The following is a 20,824-nucleotide window of genomic DNA, read 5'->3' as shown; positions in this document are numbered from 1 at the left end:
GTATCCTTTCAGGAATAATAGTATCTACTTTTTGTTTCATAATATCCACATCATAGTCTACAATTTCTAAAATATACCTTAGTCCTACAGAAAAATATTCTAAAACAGTTTCTGTGTTATAGATTTTATCGACAGAAAACCAGATGGGCTTGTCCTCTGGAGAATGCCGATATCTTTTAATGCAATTAAATATTTCTTAAAAAATATAATATCCTCCCAATTTTCTATAAAACTACTTTTTTCTATTTACATATATAATCTACTATGATATGATATATATGTAAGGAGGGGTAACTAATGAAAAATGTTCAAATTAATATTTCTATTCCCGAGAATTGGAAAGACGAACTTGAAAATTTAGCAAGAATATACTCTGTTGAAGAAGAATCTACATTGACTTATTTAGACCTAATGCGTAGAGCTATACAAGAAAAATATGAGTTAGATAGCGATGAGTAACGATTACAAAAGTTTAAGTCATTGTAGATACTTAGTACAATATCATCTTGTATGGTGTCCTAAATTTAGATTTGAAGTCATAAAAGGAGATATAGAACAATCATTAAAAAATATTCTTGCTAAGGTATGCAATAAATATCAATATGAAATTTTAGAATTAGAAGTAATGCCAGACCATATACACATTTTTCTATCAGCCAAACCAACAGCAGCACCTACTGACATAGTTAGAACTTTAAAAAGCATTTCTGCAATAAAGCTATTTAAAGAATATCCAAAACTAAAGAAATTCTATGCTCGTTGTGGTTCGCTTTGGAGTAAAGGCTACTTTGTAAGCACAATAGGAAATGTAAGCTCTCATACTATTAAGAGATACATTCAAAATCAAAAATCTAATTAGGAGGTGGAATTATGCAGACTAAAATTGTTGATAAAGCATATAGTTTTAGAATTATACCCAATAAAGAGCAAGAAGAATTAATTAATAAAAATATAGGTTGTGTTCGGTTTGTGTTTAACCACTTCCTAGCTCAATCTAAAGACGATAAATACTTATCATATTCTAAATTTGCTGCACAATTACCTAAACTAAAGCAAAAATATAATTGGTTAAGAGAAGTTGATAGCATTTCTTTACAACAATCTCTAAAAGATTTAGATAAAGCATTTAAGCGTTTCTTTAAAGGTTTAGCTGGGTTTCCTAAATTCAAGTCTAAAAAGAATAACAAACAATCTTATAGAACTCAATATTTCAAGCGTTCTAATGGAACTGAAAGCATTGAGATAAAAAATAATAAGATTAAGCTACCCAAACTTGGTTGGGTGAAATTTAGAAAATCTAGAGAAGTTACAGGTAAAATTAAAAATGTAACTATTAGAAAATCAAAAGCTCAGAAATACTATATTTCTATATGTGTTCAAGAAGAAATAAAAGAATTACCTCAAAAAAATAAAGCTATTGGTATAGATTTAGGTTTAAAAAATTTTTTAATTACTTCTAATGGTGAAGTAGTTTCTAATCCTAGAACTCTGTCCAAATATGAAAAAAGGATTGCTAGATTAAATAAAAGACTTGCTAAAAAAGAAGAAGGCTCAAATAATTGGTATAAAGTAAAGAATAAATTAGCTAGAGTACACGAAAAAATAGCTAATATTAGAAAAGACTTCTTACATAAACTTTCGACTAAATTAATCCGTGAAAACCAAACAATAGTAGTTGAAAGTTTAAAAGTTAAGAATATGCTTAAAAATTCTAATTTCACTAAAACCTTTAATTTGAATTACGCAAGGAAGGTTTTAGTATGACCGTATTCGATTTGGCCCAGCTAAATCAATATCTGATGTTAGCTGGAGTAAATTTGTTGAATATATAGAATATAAAGCAGAATGGTATGGGAGAGATTTAATCAAAATTGATACATTCTTCCCTTCAAGTCAACTTTGTAGTGAATGTGGATATCAAAATAAAGAGGTTAAAGATTTAAGTATTCGTGAATGGGAATGTCCGAAGTGTCATTCAATTCACGATAGAGATATAAATGCTAGTAAGAACATATTGCAGCAGGGTTTAGAGCTGCAGTTAGCTAGTAGATAGATTTCATACCGTAGGGCGTACGGAAATTTAAGCCTTTGGAAAAGTAGAGAACCAAAAGCTCTGCTTTTGAGTGAATCACTTTGTTTTTTTGCTCAGAACTTGTAAGACCAGTTCACACTTAATCTTGTGACGCACTCAATGTGCTAACGCAAATCTATCTATCTGCTACAAAAGAAAGATTTGTGAGATTAACTGTAAAAAGGCTAGGTTCTATGAATAAGGAATCCTCGTGGGCTTGCCCCGAGGAGCGTCAATTAATTCATATTATACCTTCTATCACCGTGGTAAATCAAGAGTGGAAGTATTAGCGGTAATTTTTCTGAATTATTTTGCTTTAAATGTTGATCCCAGATTTCTGTCATATATTTTAGAATAAAAATTACAAATTGATTATTCTGCGGATTGAATTTATAAAATACAGCATAAGTGATATAATTTAGAGGAAGGAGGTTAATTATGGATAAAGTAATAAGAAAAATTGACTGCAAATTGAAAAAGAAAATAGAAATGTTTTTAGAGAAAAAAAAGAATGTTAAGGCAGCTTTTTTATTTGGATCATATGGGACCAAATATGAAAGAGAAAATAGCGATTTAGATTTAGCCGTCCTTTTTGAAGATTCTCCAAATACATCAGAACAATTGGAGTTGGCTGGAGAAATTGAGCTAGAAATACAAAATTATGAAATTGATTTAATTAATTTAAATAATGTTAACATGGCTTTTAAGCATGAAATAATTACAAAAGGAGAAAAAATATATAGTAGAGACCAAATTGAAACAGCAGATTTTGTAGAATATGTTTTAAAGTTTGGTCCTGATGCTAGAATATATAAATATAAAATTCAAAAAGATTATATTGAAGGTTTAAAGGAGGAACATAATGACTCTTGATTATAATCGATTAACAGAAAAAAAGAGCAGAATAATCTGCTCTTAATTTAAGTATCCTTCCAGGTCTTTAAGTGATTCAATATTAAGGATATTGTTTCTAATAGTTTTTAATGTTTCTAATTGAGAATTATTAAGTTTTTTCTCCAGGACAGAAGGGAAGTCCTCAATATTAAGTTTTTGAGCTGTTAATCCTATGATAGTTTCTATAAGTTCTTCTTTTTTACCTTTTTCTATACCTTCTTCACGCAATTTGTTTGCAGTAGACATGAATGCCTCACTCCTTTCAGGAATAATAGTATCTACTTTTTGTTTCATAATATCCACATCATAGTCTACAATTTCTAAAATATACCTTAGTCCTACAGAAAAATATTCTTTTAATTTTTTGTCTACAAATGAGTCTTTAGAAATCTCTAAATGAGAACTATCCATTATTTCTAAAAGTTCTTTAGGAAGATAGCTTTTGATAAAACTTTCTGCCACTTCTTTTTTGCTGAACATTTCTTTAAAAAACTTATCATGTGGAGAAATCATTAAATCAACTCCTTTTATGTAGGATTTATTATTTAAAACAAACATATGTTCTATTATTATAATATCATATTATAAACATATGTTCAAGAAAATCCGCTGATAAAATTAAAAATATTTCTTTGTTGATTTTTACTGTAAAGTATATTACAATTAAAGATGTTAAGGAATTGAACAAGTTAAGGGAGCTGCAATGGAAAAAAATATAACAGATATTTTAAACGTGTTAGATGATAGAGATAATCCCTCACAGAGAGAGATAGCAAAAGAAACTGGAATTTCTTTAGGTCTGGTCAATACTTTAATTAAAAAATGTGCTAAAAAAGGTCTGGTTAAGATTGAAAGACTCAATGCTAGAAATATTAAATATATATTGACTCCAGCTGGTATCAAAGAAAAAACTGAAAAAACCTTAAATTATATAAAAAAATCATACAGGGCTGTAAAGGAAATTGAAGCCAGGGTTTTAAAGCTGGTTGAAGAGAACAAGAAGGAAGAGAAAAACATTTATCTTTATGAGGCTAATAGAGAAGAAAGTGAAATACTTGATCTGATTGAGACGATTTTTAAAGGCAATAATATTGATTATGAGGTTATTTATGATCCCAAAGAATTGGGTTCTTTAAACAGTGAGGAAGATATTTTATACCACTGGGATCTGGAAACAGATTTTTCTGGGTTAAATGAAGTTAATATATTTAGATACTGATGTAATTTTATGGAAATGACATCGGATGTCATAAAATATATTTCGACAAAATCCAAGTATGATATCAATTGAATTCTTTATATAAGTAAAATAAAGGATGTGGATGCAAAAAAATTTAGCAGTAGATTGATTAAATTTAAGCAAAATTAAATACTGAAATATAACAAACTATTTAATATGTGACAGCGGATGTCATATATTATTTATTTAACAAGTTCATTTTTTATGAAAAACTATTTTTTTATTATTGATGACCGACCTCAACAAAGTGGACACTGTGTTGAATTGGTTAAGAGAAATGAAAATATAGATATAGAGTATAAGAGTTTTTTGTATATGAACTTAAGGGATTGAGTTTATATGTAAAAGACTATTTTTTTATTTGATTTATCGGAATATATAAAATTTAACAATTCATAAAGATTAGTGGTGATTATTAATTAATGAGCCAAAACAAAGATTTATGGAGAGGAACTGCTGTATATACTTTTTCAAACTTGTTTGTTAAAACAGGTTACATACTTTTTTTACCTATATTAACGAGGTTATTAACTCCAGAACAATATGGAGTTGTTGAATTATTAAGACCTATAAAACATATATTAACTGTTGTGTTAGTTTTTGGATTATATGTTCCCCAAAGTAGGGATTTTAATTTCTTAAAAAATGATGAAAAAGAATTAGGTAGTTATTTATTTTCTTTAAATATATTTTTGATTATTACTGGTTTTATTTTTTATTTAATTTTGAATTCTGATTTTGCATTAAAGTATTGGGATAAAATTTTTGATTTATCTAAAGTGGGGATTGCTAATCTTAGGATAGCAATATTATTAGGAGTTTTAAGTAGCCTTAATTTAATGGCTAACCGTTATTTTCAAATTAAAAAAATTTATAAAAGAGTTGCTATATCAAGTGTTATCAGTTTTATTTTGAATGTTATTGTATCTTATATATTAATTAAATTTTTTCTACAAGGAGTATATGGAAGAATTATTGGAATATTGGTTGGTACTTTGTTTGTATTTGGATATCAGTATACACAATATATGTCTGACTTTAAAATTAAATTTAATTTTAGCTATTTAAAAAATTCTTTACTTTTAGGATCGCCTATGATTTTAACAGGAGTTATGGGGAATATTATTAATTATAGTGATCGATTAGTTTTAGGTAAATTCATTGATTTAGAAATAGTAGGCATTTATTCTTTGGCATATACTGGAGGGATGGTTCTTACTGTATTTATTAATTCATATATTAATAGTTGGACCCCAAATTTTTATGAGTTGATTAAAGAAGATAAAGATAATATTAATCTACGTACTAACTTAGAAAACTTTATTGCAATTTTGATTATTATTTCTTTGATTGGACAATTATTTAGCAAAGAAATAATTTATTATATTTTACCTAATAGCTATTTAGATACGGTTAATTTTTTACCATATATAATTTCAGCAATGATAATTCAAGGTTTTTACCATTATTTAGTATTGTTTTTGCATTATTATAAAGATAGCAGATATACGCCAATGACTACATTTTTAACAGGAGTTATAAATCTATCAATTAATATTATATTTATTCCAATATATGGTCCAATGGTAGCTGTATGGAGTACTATAATAGCATTTGTGATAAATGTTTTAATTTATTTTTTAATTATTAAATTTAAGTACAATATTAATTTTAATTATTTAAAATTGATATTTTTATATTTATTAACTTTGAATCCTATAGTTATAAGATTATTTAAATCAGAGATTTCTGTTCATAATTTTATGTTCAAAATAGCATATTTTCTGATAGTCATATTAATTTTAAATTATTTATTTGATAATATTATAAAAAAAATAAAGAATACAATATATTAATTTTTTTTGGGAGCTGATATAAAATGAATAAACTTAAGTTTGCTTTAGTTGGGTGTGGAAGAATAGCCAAAAAACATACAGAAGCTTTAAATGAAATTGAAGACGCAGAACTAGTAACTGTATGTGATCTTAAAGAAGATAAGGCAAAAAAGTATGGAGAAAAATATAATATTCCATATTATACAAGTTATGATGAAATGTTACAGAATGAAGATGTAGATATAGTAAATATTTTAACTCCAAGCGGTTTACATGCTGAACATACAATAGACATAGTTAGTAAATATCAGAAAAATGTAATAGTAGAAAAACCTATGGCTTTAAAGTTAGATGATGCAGATGAAATGATAAGAGTTTGTGATGAAAATGGGACAAGGTTATTTGTAGTAAAACAGAACAGATATAACTTACCAGTAATGAAATTAAGAGAAGCAGTAGAAGAAGGTCGCTTTGGTAAAATGGTTATGGGTACTGTTAGAGTCAGATGGTCCAGGCATCAGCATTATTATGATATGGATGATTGGAGAGGAACCTGGGCTATGGATGGTGGTGCTTTAACTAACCAGGCATCTCACCATATTGATCTTTTAGAATGGATGATGGGGCAGCCTGTTGAGGTATCAGCTCAAACAGCAACTAGATTAGTAGATATTGAAGTTGAAGACACAGGTGCTGTAATCATTAAATTTGCAAATGGTTCTATTGGGATAATAGAAGCTACAACTGCTACTCGTCCAAGTGATCTAGAGGGCTCATTATCAGTTATGGGAGAAAAAGGGGCAGTAGTGATTGGTGGTTATGCAGTCAATGAAATGGAAACGTGGCAGTTTGAAGATGAAAGAGAAAGTGATAAAACTGTCATGGAAGAATATAAAGAGAACCCGCCGAATGTATATGGCTTCGGTCATAAAAGATATATTGCTGATGTTATTGATGCTGTTAAAAATGATAAAAAAGCACTAGTCGATGGTCTAGAAGGCCGAAAGTCTCTAGAACTTATTAATGCTATCTATGAAGCATCTGAAACTGGCAAAACCGTAAAATTGAGGTTTGAACCCAAAATGAGCAAACTGGGAATGAGGGAATAATAAAAAATGAAAAAAATAATTTTTATGGGTAATAAACCAATTGGTTATAAGTGTCTCAATATTTTAATTGAGAATAGTAATATTGAAATATTGGGCGTTTTAACTAAGAAGTTAAGTCAAGATGTTTGGTGGGATAGTAAATATAGAGTTGCGAAATTATCAAAAGAAAACAATATTCCTATATTAAATTTAGATGAATTACAAAATATGGATTTTGATTTTATTTTTTCAGTTCAGTACCATAAAATTTTAAAGAGAGAAATTTTAGTTTTACCTAAGCATGAGTCTATTAATTTGCATATGGCTCCGTTACCTGATTATAGAGGTTGTAACCAGTTTACCTTTGCAATTATTAACCAAGAAAAAGATTTTGGCACTACTCTTCATATTATGGATGAAGGAGTGGATTCAGGAGATATTTTATATGAAAAAAGATTTGAAATTGATTCCAATATAGTAGTTGGAGACTTATATAAATTAACAGAAAAGAAGTCAGTTGAACTATTTGAAGAAAATATAGAAAATATAATTAATCTAGATTATAAACCGATTCCACAAGATAAACTAATAGAATCTAGGTCATTGCATTATTATGAAAGAAAAGATATTTATGATATAAAAGAATTAGACTTATCATGGTCAAAAGAAAAAATATATAGATATGTTAGAGCGTTAGATTTTCCACCTTTTGAGCCACCCTATATAAAATTTAACAAGAAAAAAATATTTTTAACATTAGATTGGGAGTGATTTTGTGTCTGTACCTTTTATGGAATTATCTGATTCATATGATTTAATTTATGAAGAAGTGATGGAAAAAATAAAAAAACTAATAGACGATACGAGATTTGTTGGTGGAGAAGAAATAACAAAGTTTGAAGAAGAATTTGCAGTTTATTGTAATGTCAAAAACGCAGTTAGTTGCGGTAATGGTACTGATGCTATAATGATAGCCTTAAAAGCTTTAGGTATTGGGTCAAAAGATACGGTTATAACAGTCCCTCATACTTTTATTGCAACAGCTGAGGCAGTAACAGCTGTTGGGGCAGAAGTTGATTTTGTGGATATTGATGAAAAAACTTATACTATGTCTCCAGAGAAATTAGAGGAATACATACAAAAAAATAAAGATAATAAAAACATTAAAGCTATTATTCCTGTTCATTTATATGGGCAAATGGCAGATATGCCAGAACTAATGAAGATTGCAGATAAACATAATCTTAAAGTGATCGAAGATTCTGCTCAGGCACATGGAGCACAAATAAATGATAAAGGTCCGGGAGAATACGGAGATTTTGCAACTTTTTCATTTTATCCAGGTAAAAATTTAGGTGCTTTTGGTGATGCAGGAGCTCTTGTGACAAATAATGATGAGCTTGCTAGAAAAGCAAAAATGTTGAGTAATCACGGCCGATATAATGAAAAATATACTCATCAAATAGAAGGTTATAATAGCAGAATGGATTCTATTCAGGCTGCTGTTTTAAGAATAAAACTTAAGTATCTTGATCAATGGACAGATATGAGAATTAAAAATGCTGAAAAATATGATGAATTACTAAAAGATGAAGATATTATTACTCCATTTGTTAGAGATAATTCTAAACATGTGTATCATTTATATATTGTAAGAGTTAATAATAGAGATGAATTAAAGAATGATTTAGAAAGTAATAATATTTCAGTTGGGATTCATTACCCAATACCACTACACTTGCAGCCTGCATATAATTATTTAAATTATGAAAGAGGAGATTTTCCAGTAAGTGAAACACTAAGCGAAGAGATACTTTCATTACCGATGTGGCCAGAAATAAATGATAATGCTATTATAAGTGTTGGTGAAAAAATAAATGAATTATAAATTTGTTAAAATATCTAGTTATTATGATAGTTATTTGGAATATTTCTATAAGAATAACAATAATATTCCATCTAATTATACTGATCACTTGAATAAGATTTTCCAAGATTGTTTTAGTTATGGTAATACATTTTCTAAACATTTACATAAAAAAGGAAATAAAACACATGAAATCATTTATAATGACGAGAGGCTACAAAAAAAATGGGCTGACGAGAATAATTTTTCATATAATAAATTCAGTTGGAAAAAAGATATTTTAATTGAACAATTAAGAAAAATAAATCCTGAAATAATTTTTTGGAATATGTATGTAAGTAAAGAACTTCTTAAAAATATAAAAGAAAATTTACCTAATATAAAAATTAATTTTACTCAGGTTGGAGTTAAAATAAATAATTATAATAGATTAGAAGAGTTTGACTTTGTGTTGAGCTGTCTTAAATCCCAGGTTTATGAATTAGGTAATAAAGGAGTTAATTCTTATTATTTAAGACATGGGTTTAATAAAAGTGTTTTGAATAAAATTAACACTTCTGAAATAAATAAATATAATTTATCTTTTGTAGGATCAATTTTCAGTGGCGAAGGTTATCATTATAATCGAGCTGAATATATAAAATATTTGATGAAGAATATAAATGATTTTATTATAAAAACAACCTTTGATAACCCATCTATGACCGAATATTTAGAGGTTTTTTTAAGACAGGTTATAGGGAAATCTTTGGTTTTTATTAAAAGAATAGGTGTTAATGACGAGTTGTTTCCTTACATATTCAAATATAAAAACATAGATCGATTATTAAATAAAAAGAAATTAATAAGGTTTCCAAAAAGCCTTCAAGATAAATTTGAAAGTCCTGTTTTTGGGATAGATATGTTTCAATTATTGAGTGATTCTAAGATTTCATTTAATAAACATATTGATTTTACAAATGATGAAGAGGCGGCAAATATGAGAATGTTTGAAACTACAGGGGTTGGTACATGTCTTATAACTGATTGGAAGAAAAACATTGAAGATTTTTTTCAACCAGACTATGAAATTGTAACTTATAAAAATAAGGAAGATGCATTAGAAAAAATAAAGTATTTATTAAACAATCCAAAAGAATGTCAAAAAATAGCAAAAAAAGGTCAAATTAAAACCTTGAAAGAACACACCCTGGAACACAGGATTCATGAAGTTAATGAAATTATTCTTAATCACTTAGATAATTGATTTATTATTTTGTGGGAAGAAAGTAGGATATATTCAGTGAATTTATATGATTTGAAACTTAATAGATATAAAATGTTTTTAATTTCTCTTCTTTTTGTTTATAAAATATGTCTAGATATTATTTACGTACAATGGCTAAATCCTATTTATGGATATATTGGTTTTGTGTTAAATATATCAATATATAAAATCATTATTTCTTATTTATTAACTATTTTGTTAATAATAATTATTCCAAAACATGAAAAGAAAATCTCTTATATAGTTTTACAAATTCATCTTATTATAATGATTTTACCAACTTTAACTTTATATTCATTAGGTGGATTTTCTGCTAAATTTTTATTTATGATTATTTTTTGTTTTATTTTGCAAATTTTTTTAATTAGAATTCTACCAACAATAAAACTTATTAAAATAAAAAAAATGAAATACTTCATATTTATATTTTTATTTTTTACTACTGTTTTTGTTTATTATTATCTATTAAAAACATTTAATATTCATTGGAATGCCATTAATCTTTCTGTTATATATAAAATAAGAGCTAATCAAAATATTTCAAATGGAATAATGAAATATCTAATTACTTGGCAATATAGGATGATTAATCCAATTATTATAGTTTTATCATATTATAGTAAAAGAAGAAAAATCACTACTTTCACTATTATAATGCAATTGTTGTTATATTTAATTATACCTCATAAGGAAATTTTTCTTTCAGCAGGATTAATTTTAATGGTGATTTTTGTTAATAAGTATAAATATAATTTCATTTCTTTTTTTACAGCTTTTATAACTTTAGGTAGTTTTTTATTTTCTATTATATATGATTTATTTAATATTAGTAGTTTGGTTTCAATTTTGCCAATGAGATTTCTTTATATTCCTGCGTTAGTAAAATTTCAACATTATGAATTTTTTTCTTCTAACCCTAAACTTTTATACTCCGAAGGGCGTATTGGTGATATTTTCAATTTAACTTATCCTTATTCTATGCCATCGGGGTTTGTGGTTACGCAAGGAGTAAATAATGCCAACACTGGTTATTTAGCATATGGATTTGATAATTTTGGATTTTTAGGTATGATTTTAATTTCGATTTTTTTTTGTTTTTGTAATGATTTTGTTAGATTCTCTAAGTAAAAATCAGAATAAAAAAATAATTTTAGCATTATCAGTATATCCAATTATAATGTTGAATGACAACGATATACTAACTATTTTGCTAAGCGGGGGCTTTTTCATCTTACTAATGACTTTGTTTTCTTCAGATATTAAGTCTTTGAATAAAAAATGATTTTGACTAATAAAAACAATAAAATTTTTAGGTAGGTGACAAATGTTTTGAAAAAAACTAAAAAGCTAAGAAAAGAAATACTCGAAAAAGTAAAAGAATTGCATAGAGAAGAACAAAAAGAAGAAAGCTTTGAACTGGGTAAAGATACTATACCCTTTGCAGCTAGAGTTTTTGATGAAAAAGAAAAAGTATCTTTAGTTGATTCCAGTCTTGATTTCTGGCTAACAACTGGTAGATATGCTGAAGAATTTGAAGCAGAATTTGCAGATTTTATGGATCAGAGATACTGTTCTCTGGTTAATTCTGGTTCTTCTGCTAATTTAGTTGCTTTATCAGCTTTAACTTCAGATAAATTAGAGGACCGAAAATTAAAAGCTGGTGATGAAGTAATTACTGTTGCTGCAGGTTTCCCAACAACAGTTAATCCAATTGTTCAAAATAATCTTGTGCCTGTCTTTGTAGATGTAGAACTTGGCACCTATAATATAAAGGTTTCAGAATTAGAAAAAGCACTGTCGGATAAAACCAAAGCTATTATGCTTGCTCATACTCTGGGTAATCCATTCAATTTAGAAGCTGTAACTGAATTTGCTGAAGAACATGACTTATACTTAATTGAAGATTGCTGTGATGCCGTTGGAACTACTTATGATGGTGAAATGGTCGGAACTTTTGGAGATTTTGCTACTGTTAGTTTTTATCCTGCTCATCACATGACAATGGGAGAAGGTGGAGCAGTATTAACTAATAATCCGGTATATAAAAAGCTGGCTGTTTCTTTTAGAGACTGGGGTCGAGACTGCTACTGTGAACCAGGTGCGAATAATACCTGCGGACGCAGATTTTCTATGCAGTTTGGAGATCTTCCCTATGGCTATGATCATAAATATGTTTACAGTCATGTTGGCTATAACTTAAAAGTTACTGATATGCAGGCAGCAGTTGGAGTAGAACAGTTGAAAAAGTTACCAGATTTTATAGAGGCAAGAAAAGAAAACTTCGAAAAGTTATATAAAGGTATTAAAGAATTTGAAGAATATTTAATTTTACCTGAGGCAGAAGAAAATTCTGATCCTTCCTGGTTTGCTTTTCCATTATCAGTTAAAGAAAATGATGAATTCACTAAAAATGAACTTGTTAATTACTTAGAGAAACACAAGGTAATGACCAGACAATTATTTGCTGGTAACTTAACCAGACAGCCTGCCTATCAGAATGTTGAATACAGAGTTGTTGGAGATCTTGCCAATACTGATTATATAATGAACAATACTTTCTTTATTGGAGTTTATCCAGGACTTGATGACCAGAAGATTGAATATATTATTCAGCAGTTTGCTGATTTTTTTTATGAAAGGATATAAAAAATGGCAGTTGTAACACAGGCAGAGATCCTGTCTGTAATTGAACACACAGCAGAAATTAGAGAATATATCTTAAAACCTGATAAATATAGAAGGTTTGAAGCGGGAATGTTTTTGCAGCTGTCTTTAGAAGAAGTTGATTCTTCTGATTACTGGCCTGAATCGAGAACATTTAGCTTAGCTTCTTATTATAATAAAGAAAAAGTAATTAGACTGGTAATAAAAAAAGCTGGGAGATATACTACAAGAATTTTTAATGAAGTTGAAAAAGGTAGTGAAGTTACAATTAAATATGCTTATGGAGATTTCATTTTACCAGTCTTTGATCAAAAAAATGATATTATCTGTCTGGCAGGTGGAACTGGAATCACTCCATTTTTTAGTTTTGTAGAGGCTCTGGAAGAACAGAATGAGCTAGAACGTTTAAAACTTCTTTATTCGGCAAAAAAATATGAAGATTTTATAAGACTTGACTACTTAAAAGAGAAATTAAATGATGATCAACTATTATTATTTACAACTCAAGAAGAAAATAAAGAAACTATAAATAGAAGAATAACCAAAGAAGATGTAATAAATGCAGCTTCCAATTATCAGGAGGCTCATTACTATATATGTGGTACAACTGAGTTTAATTTAGATTTCAAAGAAAAACTTGAAGCTGAAAACTTAAAAAAAATTTATTTAGATCAGTGGGAATAAAAAAACAGGAGGTTAAATTTTTATGAAAGCCGTAATACTTGCAGGAGGATTTGGAACCAGACTTGGTAACAGAACTAATTTAATTCCAAAACCCATGGTTAAGATTGGTCAGAAACCTGTTCTCTGGCATATCATGAAGACTTATGCTAATTATGGAGTAACTGATTTTATTATCTGTCTTGGTTATAAGGGTGATGTAATTAAGGATTATTTTCTACATTATGAAGCTAAAAATAACGATTTTACTATAGATTTGAGTAATTCTGATATAACATTCCATAATAATCATAATGAAACTGATTGGAATGTAACCCTGGTTGATACAGGTTTAAATACTCTTAAAGGTGGAAGAATAAAAAGAATTGAAAAGTATTTAGATGATGATATAAACTTACTTACATACGGTGATGGAGTTGCTGATATAGATATTAATGATTTAGTTAGATTTCATAAAGAACATAATAAAATGGTAACAATCTCAGGGGTTCATCCCCCAGCGAGATTTGGAGAACTTCTGGAAGAAGATAATGTAGTTCAATCATTTGAAGAAAAACCACAAACTTCTAAGGGTTTAATTAATGGAGGTTATATGGTTTTTGAAAGAGAGATGCTTGATCATTTATCTTCTGCAGAAGATTGCGATTTTGAGGTTGGTCCTTTAGAAAAATTATCTAAGCAGGGTAAGGTTATGGTTTATAAGCATGATGGTAACTGGGAATGTATGGACCATGAACGTGATGTTAAACATTTAAATAAACTCTGGAATGAAGATAAGGCTTTCTGGAAGGTCTGGGAATAATGAAAAAATTATTATTTGATGGGATATATAATGATAAAAATGTATTAGTGACAGGTCATACAGGATTTAAGGGATCCTGGTTATCTATCTGGTTAAATGAGCTGGGAGCTAATGTGATTGGTTATGCCTTAGATCCTTATACTGATCAGGATAATTTTGTTGTTACTAATGTAAGTGAAAAGATTACTGATCTAAGAGGAGAAATAAGGGATTATGATAATCTTTTAAGAACTTTTGAAGAAGAAAAACCAGAGATTGTTTTTCATCTGGCAGCTCAGCCGCTGGTCAGATTATCATATAAAGAACCAAGAGAAACCTATGAAGTAAATGTCATGGGTACAGTTAATGTTTTAGAAGCAGCTAGGCAGAGTGATAGTGTTAAAACTGTAATTATAATAACTAGTGACAAATGTTATGAGAATAATGAATGGATCTGGGGTTATAGAGAAAATGATCCTATGGGCGGATATGATCCTTATAGTTCCAGCAAAGGCTGTGCAGAATTGGTTACCTCTGCTTATACAAGATCATTTTTTGATAATGAAGATTCTGATATAGCTGTGGCTTCGGTTAGAGCCGGTAATGTTATTGGTGGTGGAGACTGGGCAGCAGATAGACTGATAACTGATTGTATTAGTTATCTAAAAGAAGATAAGGCTATTGAGATCAGAAGTCCAAAAGCTATTAGACCCTGGCAGCATGTTTTAGAACCTTTGCGGGGATATTTATTATTAGCTTCAAAACTCTATCAAAACCCTAAAAAATATACAGGTGCCTGGAATTTTGGTCCTGATGAAACTTCAATTGTTACAGTTGGAGAACTTGTTGACAAACTGGTTAATAAATGGGGATCAGGTGAATGGATTGATACTTCTAATAACAATGAGCCACATGAAGCAAAATTATTGAAACTAGATATCAGTAAAGCTAGACATCATTTAAATTGGGAACCAAGGCTTAGTTTTGATCAGACAATTGATTTAGTAGTTGACTGGTATCAGAATGATAATGTTGATTATGATTTTGATGTAGAACAGATTAACAAATATCTTAACTATTAATTTTAGGGGTTATTATTTTGGATAAACAAAATAGTTTTAATAATAAGAAAATATTAATTACAGGTAGTAATGGTTTTGTGGGTCGAAACCTTGTTGAAAAACTATCTGAATATAATTGTGAAATTTATGGCCTAGGTGTGGAAACTATTAATAAAAATCAAGGAATAAACTATTATAAATGTGATATTACTGATGCATCTAAATTAAAAGAAATTGTTTTAGATATAAAGCCAAATTACATTTTTAATTTAGCTGCTATTGTAACAGCAGCAAGGGATTATTCTTTAACTGAAAAAATGATTGATTTACATCTTAAAACTTTATACGATTTTTATGAAATTCTTAAGGGAAAAGAATTTTTAGATCTTTTTATTAATTTTGGTTCAACAGAAGAATATGGTGATTATAGTGGAGAAGCTTTTAAAGAAGACTTTTTTGAAAAGTCTAATTCACCATATGCTGCTACTAAAACAGCAGCAGTTCATTTAGCTTATATGTTTGGGCATAATGAACAATTTCCTATTATTACAGTTAGACCGGGTGTCTTATTTGGAAAATATCAAGACGATAATAAATTTGTTCAGTATGTAATAAGTGAGTTGAAAAAAGACAACACATTAGAAATGACTGCTGGTGAGCAAACCAGAGATTTTATTTATGTTTTAACTTTTATCGACTTGTTATTAGATTTAATTGAATCTAATAACTATAATTATGGTGAAATATATAATATTGCCAGTGGTAAAAGCTTAAGCTTAAAAGAATTTGTTTTGATTTTAAAAGAAATCTTAAATAGTACTTCTGAAATCAAATTTGGAACTTTAAAATATAGAGAAAATGAGATTATGCAATTTAATGTGTCAATTGATAAATTAGAGAATATATTAAATAAAGAAATTGATATTTCATTGAAAGAAGATATAAAGAAGTATTTGAATATTTTTTAATGGAGGTTTATAAATGAAAATTTTGGTTACAGGGGGAGCCGGTTTTTTAGGTTCTAATTTATCTAATTATGCACTTGAACAGGGTCATCAACTTTTTGTTCTTGATAATTTATATAGAGAAGGTTCAACTCAAAATTTAGATTGGCTTAATAAACAGGGTGAATTCAAATTTTTTCATGCTGATATAAGAAATAATAATGATGTGGAAAGAATTATAAAAAAAGTTAAACCTGATGTTATTTTTCATCTTGCGGGTCAGGTAGCAATGACAACTTCATTGGACAATCCCAGAATGGATTTTGAAGTTAATGTTCAGGGGAGTGTTAATGTTTTAGAAGCTGTTCGTAAATATTCTCCAGAGTCAATAGTTATTTATTCATCTACTAATAAAGTTTATGGTGATTTAGAATATATCGATTTCAAAGAAAATGATAAAAGATATGAAGCTGTAAATTATCCTGAAGGATTTGATGAAAAAACAAATCTTGATTTTCACTCACCTTATGGTTGTTCTAAAGGAGCAGCTGATCAATATATCCTCGATTATGCCAGGATGTTTGATTTAAATACTGTAGTTTTTAGACATTCTTCCATTTTTGGCGGAAGACAATTTTCAACCAAAGATCAGGGTTGGGTAGGATGGTTCTGTCAGAAAGCATTAGAAATCAAAAAAGGAGAATTGGATGAGCCATTTACTATTTCAGGTAATGGTAAACAGGTTAGAGATATTTTATATGCAGATGACTTGATAAATTGTTATTTTGCTGCTGTAGAAAATATTAATCAGGCAAAAGGAGAAGCTTTTAATGTTGGTGGTGGGATAAATAATAGTTTTTCATTATTAGAATTATTTGATTATCTGGAAGATTTATTAGATGTTAAAATGACTTATAAAGAAATTGATTGGCGTGAAAGTGATCAAAAAGTTTTCATAGCTAATATAAATAAAGCTAAAGAAATATTAAATTGGCAACCTGAAATAGATAAATTCACAGGTGTTAAAAATATGATTGATTGGATAAAAGAATTAAATTAAGGAGAATATTTGTGTCTAAACCCAAAGTTAGTATTTTAATACCGACATATAATCGTGAAAACTTAATAAGAGAAACCATTGAATCTGCACTTAAACAAACCTATAATGATTATGAAATAGTAATTGTTGATAATAAAAGTACTGATAATACTTATGAAATTATAAGAGGCTATTCTGATAATAATGAAAAGATTGTAGGATATCAAAACGAGAAAAATTTAGGACCAGTTGGAAATTGGAAAATTGCTCTACAAAAATCAAGTGGTAAGTATGTAAAATTTCTTTGGTCAGATGATTTAATTGATGATAAATTTTTAGAAAAGACTGTTCCTGTGCTAGATAATAAAAAAGAAGTTGGATTTGTATACACAAAAACCGAAATATTTACTAAGCATACACAAAAAGAGGCTTATAGATTGGGTAAAACTGGGAAGTATCCTTCAAAAATATTTGTTGAAGGAGCGTTAACCGGGAAATATAGTGTTCCAGTTTCTCCAGGATGTGGACTTTTTAGAAAAAAAGATGTTGTTATTATTGATAAAATCCCTAATAATTTTAATATAGATCATTCCAGAACTGGAGCAGGCCCAGATCTTTTAATGTTTTTGGAAATAACAAATAAATATCCATATTTTTATTTTATTGATGATGTATTGTCTTTTTTTAGAAGTCATAATGAATCTTTCTCAATAGCTAATGATTTGTCTAGAGAATATAATACAGCAATAGCTTTTTTTATAGACAAAAATGAATACAAACAATATCAAAAAAAATTTAATTCTTTAATTTTATTAAAGGAAATAAGAAGAGATCCAAAAAATATTTTTAAATTGAAAGATATCTTTGATTGTTATTATACCATCAATAAAAATACTCAATGGGATTATTTTTTTATTCTAAATAAAATCAAAGAAAAGTTTATTAATAGATTGCTAAATCGTTTGTGGTGACAAGATGACCACAGATTACCCTATTAAATATGGGTGGAGAAATTTTTTTAATATATTTCCAATAGTACTTGGATCCCTATAAATATTAATAATGTAATAGTTGTGAAAAGTAAAGAAACTATATTAATCTGTAATAAAAATATTTGTTCAGCATGTAAAAAACTAATACATTTAATTGAGAAAAAGAGAGTTATAATTTTGGAGGATGATTAAATAATGAAGAAAGCATTAATAACAGGTATAACAGGACAAGATGGATCATATTTAGCAGAATTATTATTGGATAAAGGATATGAAGTTCATGGGATAATTAGAAGAGCTTCTACTTTTAATACTCAGAGAATAGATCATATTTACCAGGATCCACATGAAGAAAATATAAGATTAAAACTTCATTATGGTGATATGACTGATTCCAGCAATCTAAGTCGTTTAGTAGAAAAGATTAATCCAGATGAAATATATAATCTGGCAGCTCAAAGTCATGTGGGCACTTCTTTTGAAATACCAGAATATACAACAGATGTGGATGCAATGGGCACTTTAAGATTACTGGATGCTATAAAAGAATCAGAAGTAAAATGTAAATTTTATCAGGCTTCTACCAGTGAATTATATGGTAAGGTTCAGGAAATACCACAGACAGAAGAAACACCTTTTTATCCGAGGAGCCCTTATGCTGCAGCTAAACTTTATGCTTATTGGATAGTTAAAAATTATAGAGAGGCATACGATCTTTTTGCTGTTAATGGTATTTTATTCAATCATGAATGTATTTCGGAAAACACTCCCTTAATAACTAGAGAAAATGGATTTATATCCATTAAAAGACCCTGTGATATAAAAAAACCAAAAGCTAAAGGCAAAAACATTCAGCAGTATCTTCCAGAAAACATTGAAATATGGGATGGAGATGATTTTGTAGAACTAAGCTGTATGACTGCTACTAGAAGGAAAAAAGATAATTCTGATTTCGAGTGTAGAGTTATTAATACCAGACATGGTAGTATAAAAGTAACCAATCATCATAATATGCTGGATGAAAATAAAAAGAAGATAAAAGCTAAAAATGTAGAAATTGAGTCAAAACTTCTGCATAAAGAATTTCCACAATCAAAAGAGCTTACTGCACTCTCCCTGGAAGAAGCTGAATTTTTAGGGATGATGGTTGGCGATGGTTCTATTAGTGAAAAGGGTAAAGGCTTTTTTTCCTGCAATGATAAGAAAATCATGGAAAAGTTCAAAGGTTTATGGAGCAGAGTAGCTCAGGGAACACTAACCATTAAAAATTATAATACAGAATACGGTAGTTCAAAGAGAGCCAGTTTAATCGGGAATAATTCTTATCTTCGTTATATTCAAAAAGAAATATATACTAATGATAAATATAAAAAAATCCCTGATAGGATTCTAAATGCTCCTGAGAATATTCAACTTAGTTTTTTAGAAGGTTATAATCAAGCTGATGGCTTAAAATCTAATCCCTGTACCTATAAATTTAAAAACTTTAAAACCAATTCAATTATTTTAGCACAGGGTTTAATATTTTTAATTAATCAGACAACAGGACAGGATTTTAATATAACATTTGAGCCAGATGAAAACTATTACGGTTATTACTCTATCAATCTACTTTCTCCTGTTGATAATTCAAAAAAAGAAGACCAGGTAAAAGAACTGGCAGCAGCAGGAGCAGGACAGCGAGAAATCAATAGAAAGACTGGGATTTCTAGAGACTTTATTCGTAAAATAGAAAATGGTGGTCATGCAGTTTCTGAGCATCATTTTGCTAAATCAAAAAATAAGGTTAAAAAAATTATAACCGATAATAAACAACCAGAATGGGTATTTGATTTAGAAACGGAAAGCGGTAAATTTATGGCTGGTATCGGAAATATAGTTGTATCCAATTCACCCAGAAGAGGTAAGAGATTTGTAACCAGAAAGATAACCAGAGCTGTTGCCAGAATAACTAAGGGTAAACAGGATAAAATATATCTTGGTAATATGAATTCAAAAAGAGACTGGGGTTATGCTAAAGATTATGTTAAAATGATGTGGATGATGTTACAACATGATACTCCAGAAGATTATGTGATAGCTACAGGAGAAACCCATACAGTCAGAGAATTTGTAGAAGCTGCCTTTAAGCATGTCGATGTAGAAATAGAGTGGCAGGGTGAAGGTGTAGACGAAAAAGGAATAGATAAAAATACAGGTAAAGTATTAGTAGAAGTAGATCCTAAATACTTTAGACCAACAGAAGTAGACCTATTAATTGGAGATCCAACAAAAGCTAAAGAAGAACTGGGCTGGGAACCAGAAGTTAAGTTTAAAGAACTGGTGCAGTTAATGGTTCAATCTGATTTAGAAGCAATAGAAGAACACGGAGATATTTAAATATCAAAGTGAAAGGTGTGT

20 protein-coding genes and 2 pseudogenes are annotated in these 20,824 nt (G+C 28.6%); 20 read left to right on the top strand and 2 right to left on the bottom strand.

Going from position 1 to position 20,824, the window contains the following annotated elements:
* The first annotated feature begins 297 nt into the window (after nucleotides 1–297).
* The 3 genes and pseudogenes from DER71_RS12030 to DER71_RS03485 all read left to right on the top strand — a co-directional run bounded on the left by DER71_RS12030 (nucleotide 298) and on the right by DER71_RS03485 (nucleotide 2,053).
* Nucleotides 298–459, top strand: a complete 162-nt coding sequence (locus DER71_RS12030; protein ID WP_166635247.1) for a hypothetical protein — start codon at nucleotides 298–300, stop codon at nucleotides 457–459.
* Entirely contained in the window at nucleotides 452–859 is a 408-nt protein-coding gene (gene tnpA, locus DER71_RS03490) for an IS200/IS605 family transposase (protein WP_089717738.1), read from the top strand. The genes DER71_RS12030 and tnpA overlap by 8 nt, the downstream gene beginning before the upstream one ends.
* An 11-nt stretch (nucleotides 860–870) precedes the next feature.
* Nucleotides 871–2,053: pseudogene (locus tag DER71_RS03485) on the top strand (RNA-guided endonuclease TnpB family protein).
* Nucleotides 2,054–2,307: 254 nt separating this feature from the next.
* Here the strand turns inward: DER71_RS03485 and DER71_RS12355 are convergent.
* The gene (locus DER71_RS12355; protein WP_255416537.1) at nucleotides 2,308–2,541 is read right to left on the bottom strand and encodes an Rpn family recombination-promoting nuclease/putative transposase; all 234 of its coding nucleotides are present in this window, start codon (nucleotides 2,539–2,541) and stop codon (nucleotides 2,308–2,310) included.
* On the opposite strand from DER71_RS12355, the gene DER71_RS03475 reads away from it, so the two are divergent.
* Entirely contained in the window at nucleotides 2,510–2,944 is a 435-nt protein-coding gene (locus DER71_RS03475) for a nucleotidyltransferase domain-containing protein (protein ID WP_114458477.1), read from the top strand. The two genes, DER71_RS12355 and DER71_RS03475, sit on opposite strands and share 32 nt — an antisense overlap.
* A gap of 42 nt (nucleotides 2,945–2,986) precedes the next feature.
* On the opposite strand, the gene DER71_RS03470 is transcribed toward DER71_RS03475, so the two are convergent.
* Nucleotides 2,987–3,478, bottom strand: coding sequence for an Rpn family recombination-promoting nuclease/putative transposase (locus DER71_RS03470; protein ID WP_114474315.1), 492 nt, complete (start codon nucleotides 3,476–3,478; stop codon nucleotides 2,987–2,989).
* A 190-nt stretch (nucleotides 3,479–3,668) separates the two neighbouring features.
* Here DER71_RS03470 and DER71_RS03465 point away from each other — a divergent pair, with 190 nt between their 5' ends.
* The 16 genes and pseudogenes from DER71_RS03465 (at nucleotide 3,669) to DER71_RS12170 (ending at nucleotide 20,803) form a co-directional block, all read left to right on the top strand.
* Nucleotides 3,669–4,184 carry a winged helix-turn-helix transcriptional regulator gene (locus DER71_RS03465; RefSeq protein ID WP_114474314.1) on the top strand — a complete coding sequence of 172 codons (516 nt, stop codon included), beginning with the start codon at nucleotides 3,669–3,671 and terminating at the stop codon, nucleotides 4,182–4,184.
* A gap of 443 nt (nucleotides 4,185–4,627) precedes the next feature.
* On the top strand, nucleotides 4,628–6,061 hold the full coding sequence (locus DER71_RS03460) for a lipopolysaccharide biosynthesis protein (protein ID WP_114474313.1): 1,434 nt from the start codon (nucleotides 4,628–4,630) through the stop codon (nucleotides 6,059–6,061).
* A 23-nt stretch (nucleotides 6,062–6,084) separates the two neighbouring features.
* Nucleotides 6,085–7,149 (top strand): Gfo/Idh/MocA family protein, encoded by a 1,065-nt coding sequence (locus DER71_RS03455; protein WP_114474312.1) that lies wholly within the window; start codon nucleotides 6,085–6,087, stop codon nucleotides 7,147–7,149.
* Nucleotides 7,150–7,155: 6 nt separating this feature from the next.
* Nucleotides 7,156–7,899 (top strand): formyltransferase family protein, encoded by a 744-nt coding sequence (locus DER71_RS03450; RefSeq protein ID WP_114474311.1) that lies wholly within the window; start codon nucleotides 7,156–7,158, stop codon nucleotides 7,897–7,899.
* A 4-nt stretch (nucleotides 7,900–7,903) separates the two neighbouring features.
* On the top strand, nucleotides 7,904–9,016 hold the full coding sequence (locus tag DER71_RS03445) for a DegT/DnrJ/EryC1/StrS aminotransferase family protein (protein WP_199505639.1): 1,113 nt from the start codon (nucleotides 7,904–7,906) through the stop codon (nucleotides 9,014–9,016).
* Nucleotides 9,006–10,241 (top strand): glycosyltransferase, encoded by a 1,236-nt coding sequence (locus DER71_RS03440; RefSeq protein ID WP_114474310.1) that lies wholly within the window; start codon nucleotides 9,006–9,008, stop codon nucleotides 10,239–10,241. Before DER71_RS03445 ends, DER71_RS03440 begins: the two co-directional genes overlap by 11 nt.
* A 36-nt stretch (nucleotides 10,242–10,277) precedes the next feature.
* A complete protein-coding gene (locus DER71_RS03435; protein ID WP_114474309.1) occupies nucleotides 10,278–11,390 on the top strand; it encodes a hypothetical protein in 1,113 nt (370 codons plus the stop codon).
* A gap of 201 nt (nucleotides 11,391–11,591) precedes the next feature.
* Nucleotides 11,592–12,908, top strand: coding sequence for a lipopolysaccharide biosynthesis protein RfbH (gene rfbH, locus DER71_RS03430; protein WP_233487367.1), 1,317 nt, complete (start codon nucleotides 11,592–11,594; stop codon nucleotides 12,906–12,908).
* A 3-nt stretch (nucleotides 12,909–12,911) separates the two neighbouring features.
* Nucleotides 12,912–13,610, top strand: coding sequence for a ferredoxin--NADP reductase (locus tag DER71_RS03425; protein WP_114474307.1), 699 nt, complete (start codon nucleotides 12,912–12,914; stop codon nucleotides 13,608–13,610).
* 22 nt (nucleotides 13,611–13,632) lie between these two features.
* The gene (gene rfbF, locus DER71_RS03420) at nucleotides 13,633–14,409 is read left to right on the top strand and encodes a glucose-1-phosphate cytidylyltransferase (RefSeq protein ID WP_114474306.1); all 777 of its coding nucleotides are present in this window, start codon (nucleotides 13,633–13,635) and stop codon (nucleotides 14,407–14,409) included.
* Entirely contained in the window at nucleotides 14,409–15,470 is a 1,062-nt protein-coding gene (gene rfbG, locus DER71_RS03415; RefSeq protein WP_114474305.1) for a CDP-glucose 4,6-dehydratase, read from the top strand. Before rfbF ends, rfbG begins: the two co-directional genes overlap by 1 nt.
* A 17-nt stretch (nucleotides 15,471–15,487) precedes the next feature.
* Entirely contained in the window at nucleotides 15,488–16,417 is a 930-nt protein-coding gene (locus tag DER71_RS03410) for an NAD(P)-dependent oxidoreductase (RefSeq protein WP_158531786.1), read from the top strand.
* A gap of 13 nt (nucleotides 16,418–16,430) precedes the next feature.
* A complete protein-coding gene (locus tag DER71_RS03405) occupies nucleotides 16,431–17,453 on the top strand; it encodes an SDR family NAD(P)-dependent oxidoreductase (RefSeq protein ID WP_114474303.1) in 1,023 nt (340 codons plus the stop codon).
* A gap of 11 nt (nucleotides 17,454–17,464) precedes the next feature.
* Nucleotides 17,465–18,403 carry a glycosyltransferase family 2 protein gene (locus DER71_RS03400; protein ID WP_158531785.1) on the top strand — a complete coding sequence of 313 codons (939 nt, stop codon included), beginning with the start codon at nucleotides 17,465–17,467 and terminating at the stop codon, nucleotides 18,401–18,403.
* A gap of 216 nt (nucleotides 18,404–18,619) precedes the next feature.
* A pseudogene (locus DER71_RS12475) lies at nucleotides 18,620–19,210 on the top strand (GDP-mannose 4,6-dehydratase); the annotation flags it as partial.
* A gap of 129 nt (nucleotides 19,211–19,339) precedes the next feature.
* Nucleotides 19,340–20,803, top strand: coding sequence for a GDP-mannose 4,6-dehydratase (locus tag DER71_RS12170; protein ID WP_369834982.1), 1,464 nt, complete (start codon nucleotides 19,340–19,342; stop codon nucleotides 20,801–20,803).
* Nucleotides 20,804–20,824: the final 21 nt, after the last annotated feature.

The sequence above is a fragment of the Halanaerobium sp. DL-01 genome, assembly GCF_003338615.1.
In the GTDB taxonomy this organism is placed as follows: Bacteria; Bacillota; Halanaerobiia; order Halanaerobiales; family Halanaerobiaceae; genus QPJE01.
Note: the sequence above shows the minus strand (reverse complement) of the source record. Positions and strands in the feature narration are given on the sequence as shown.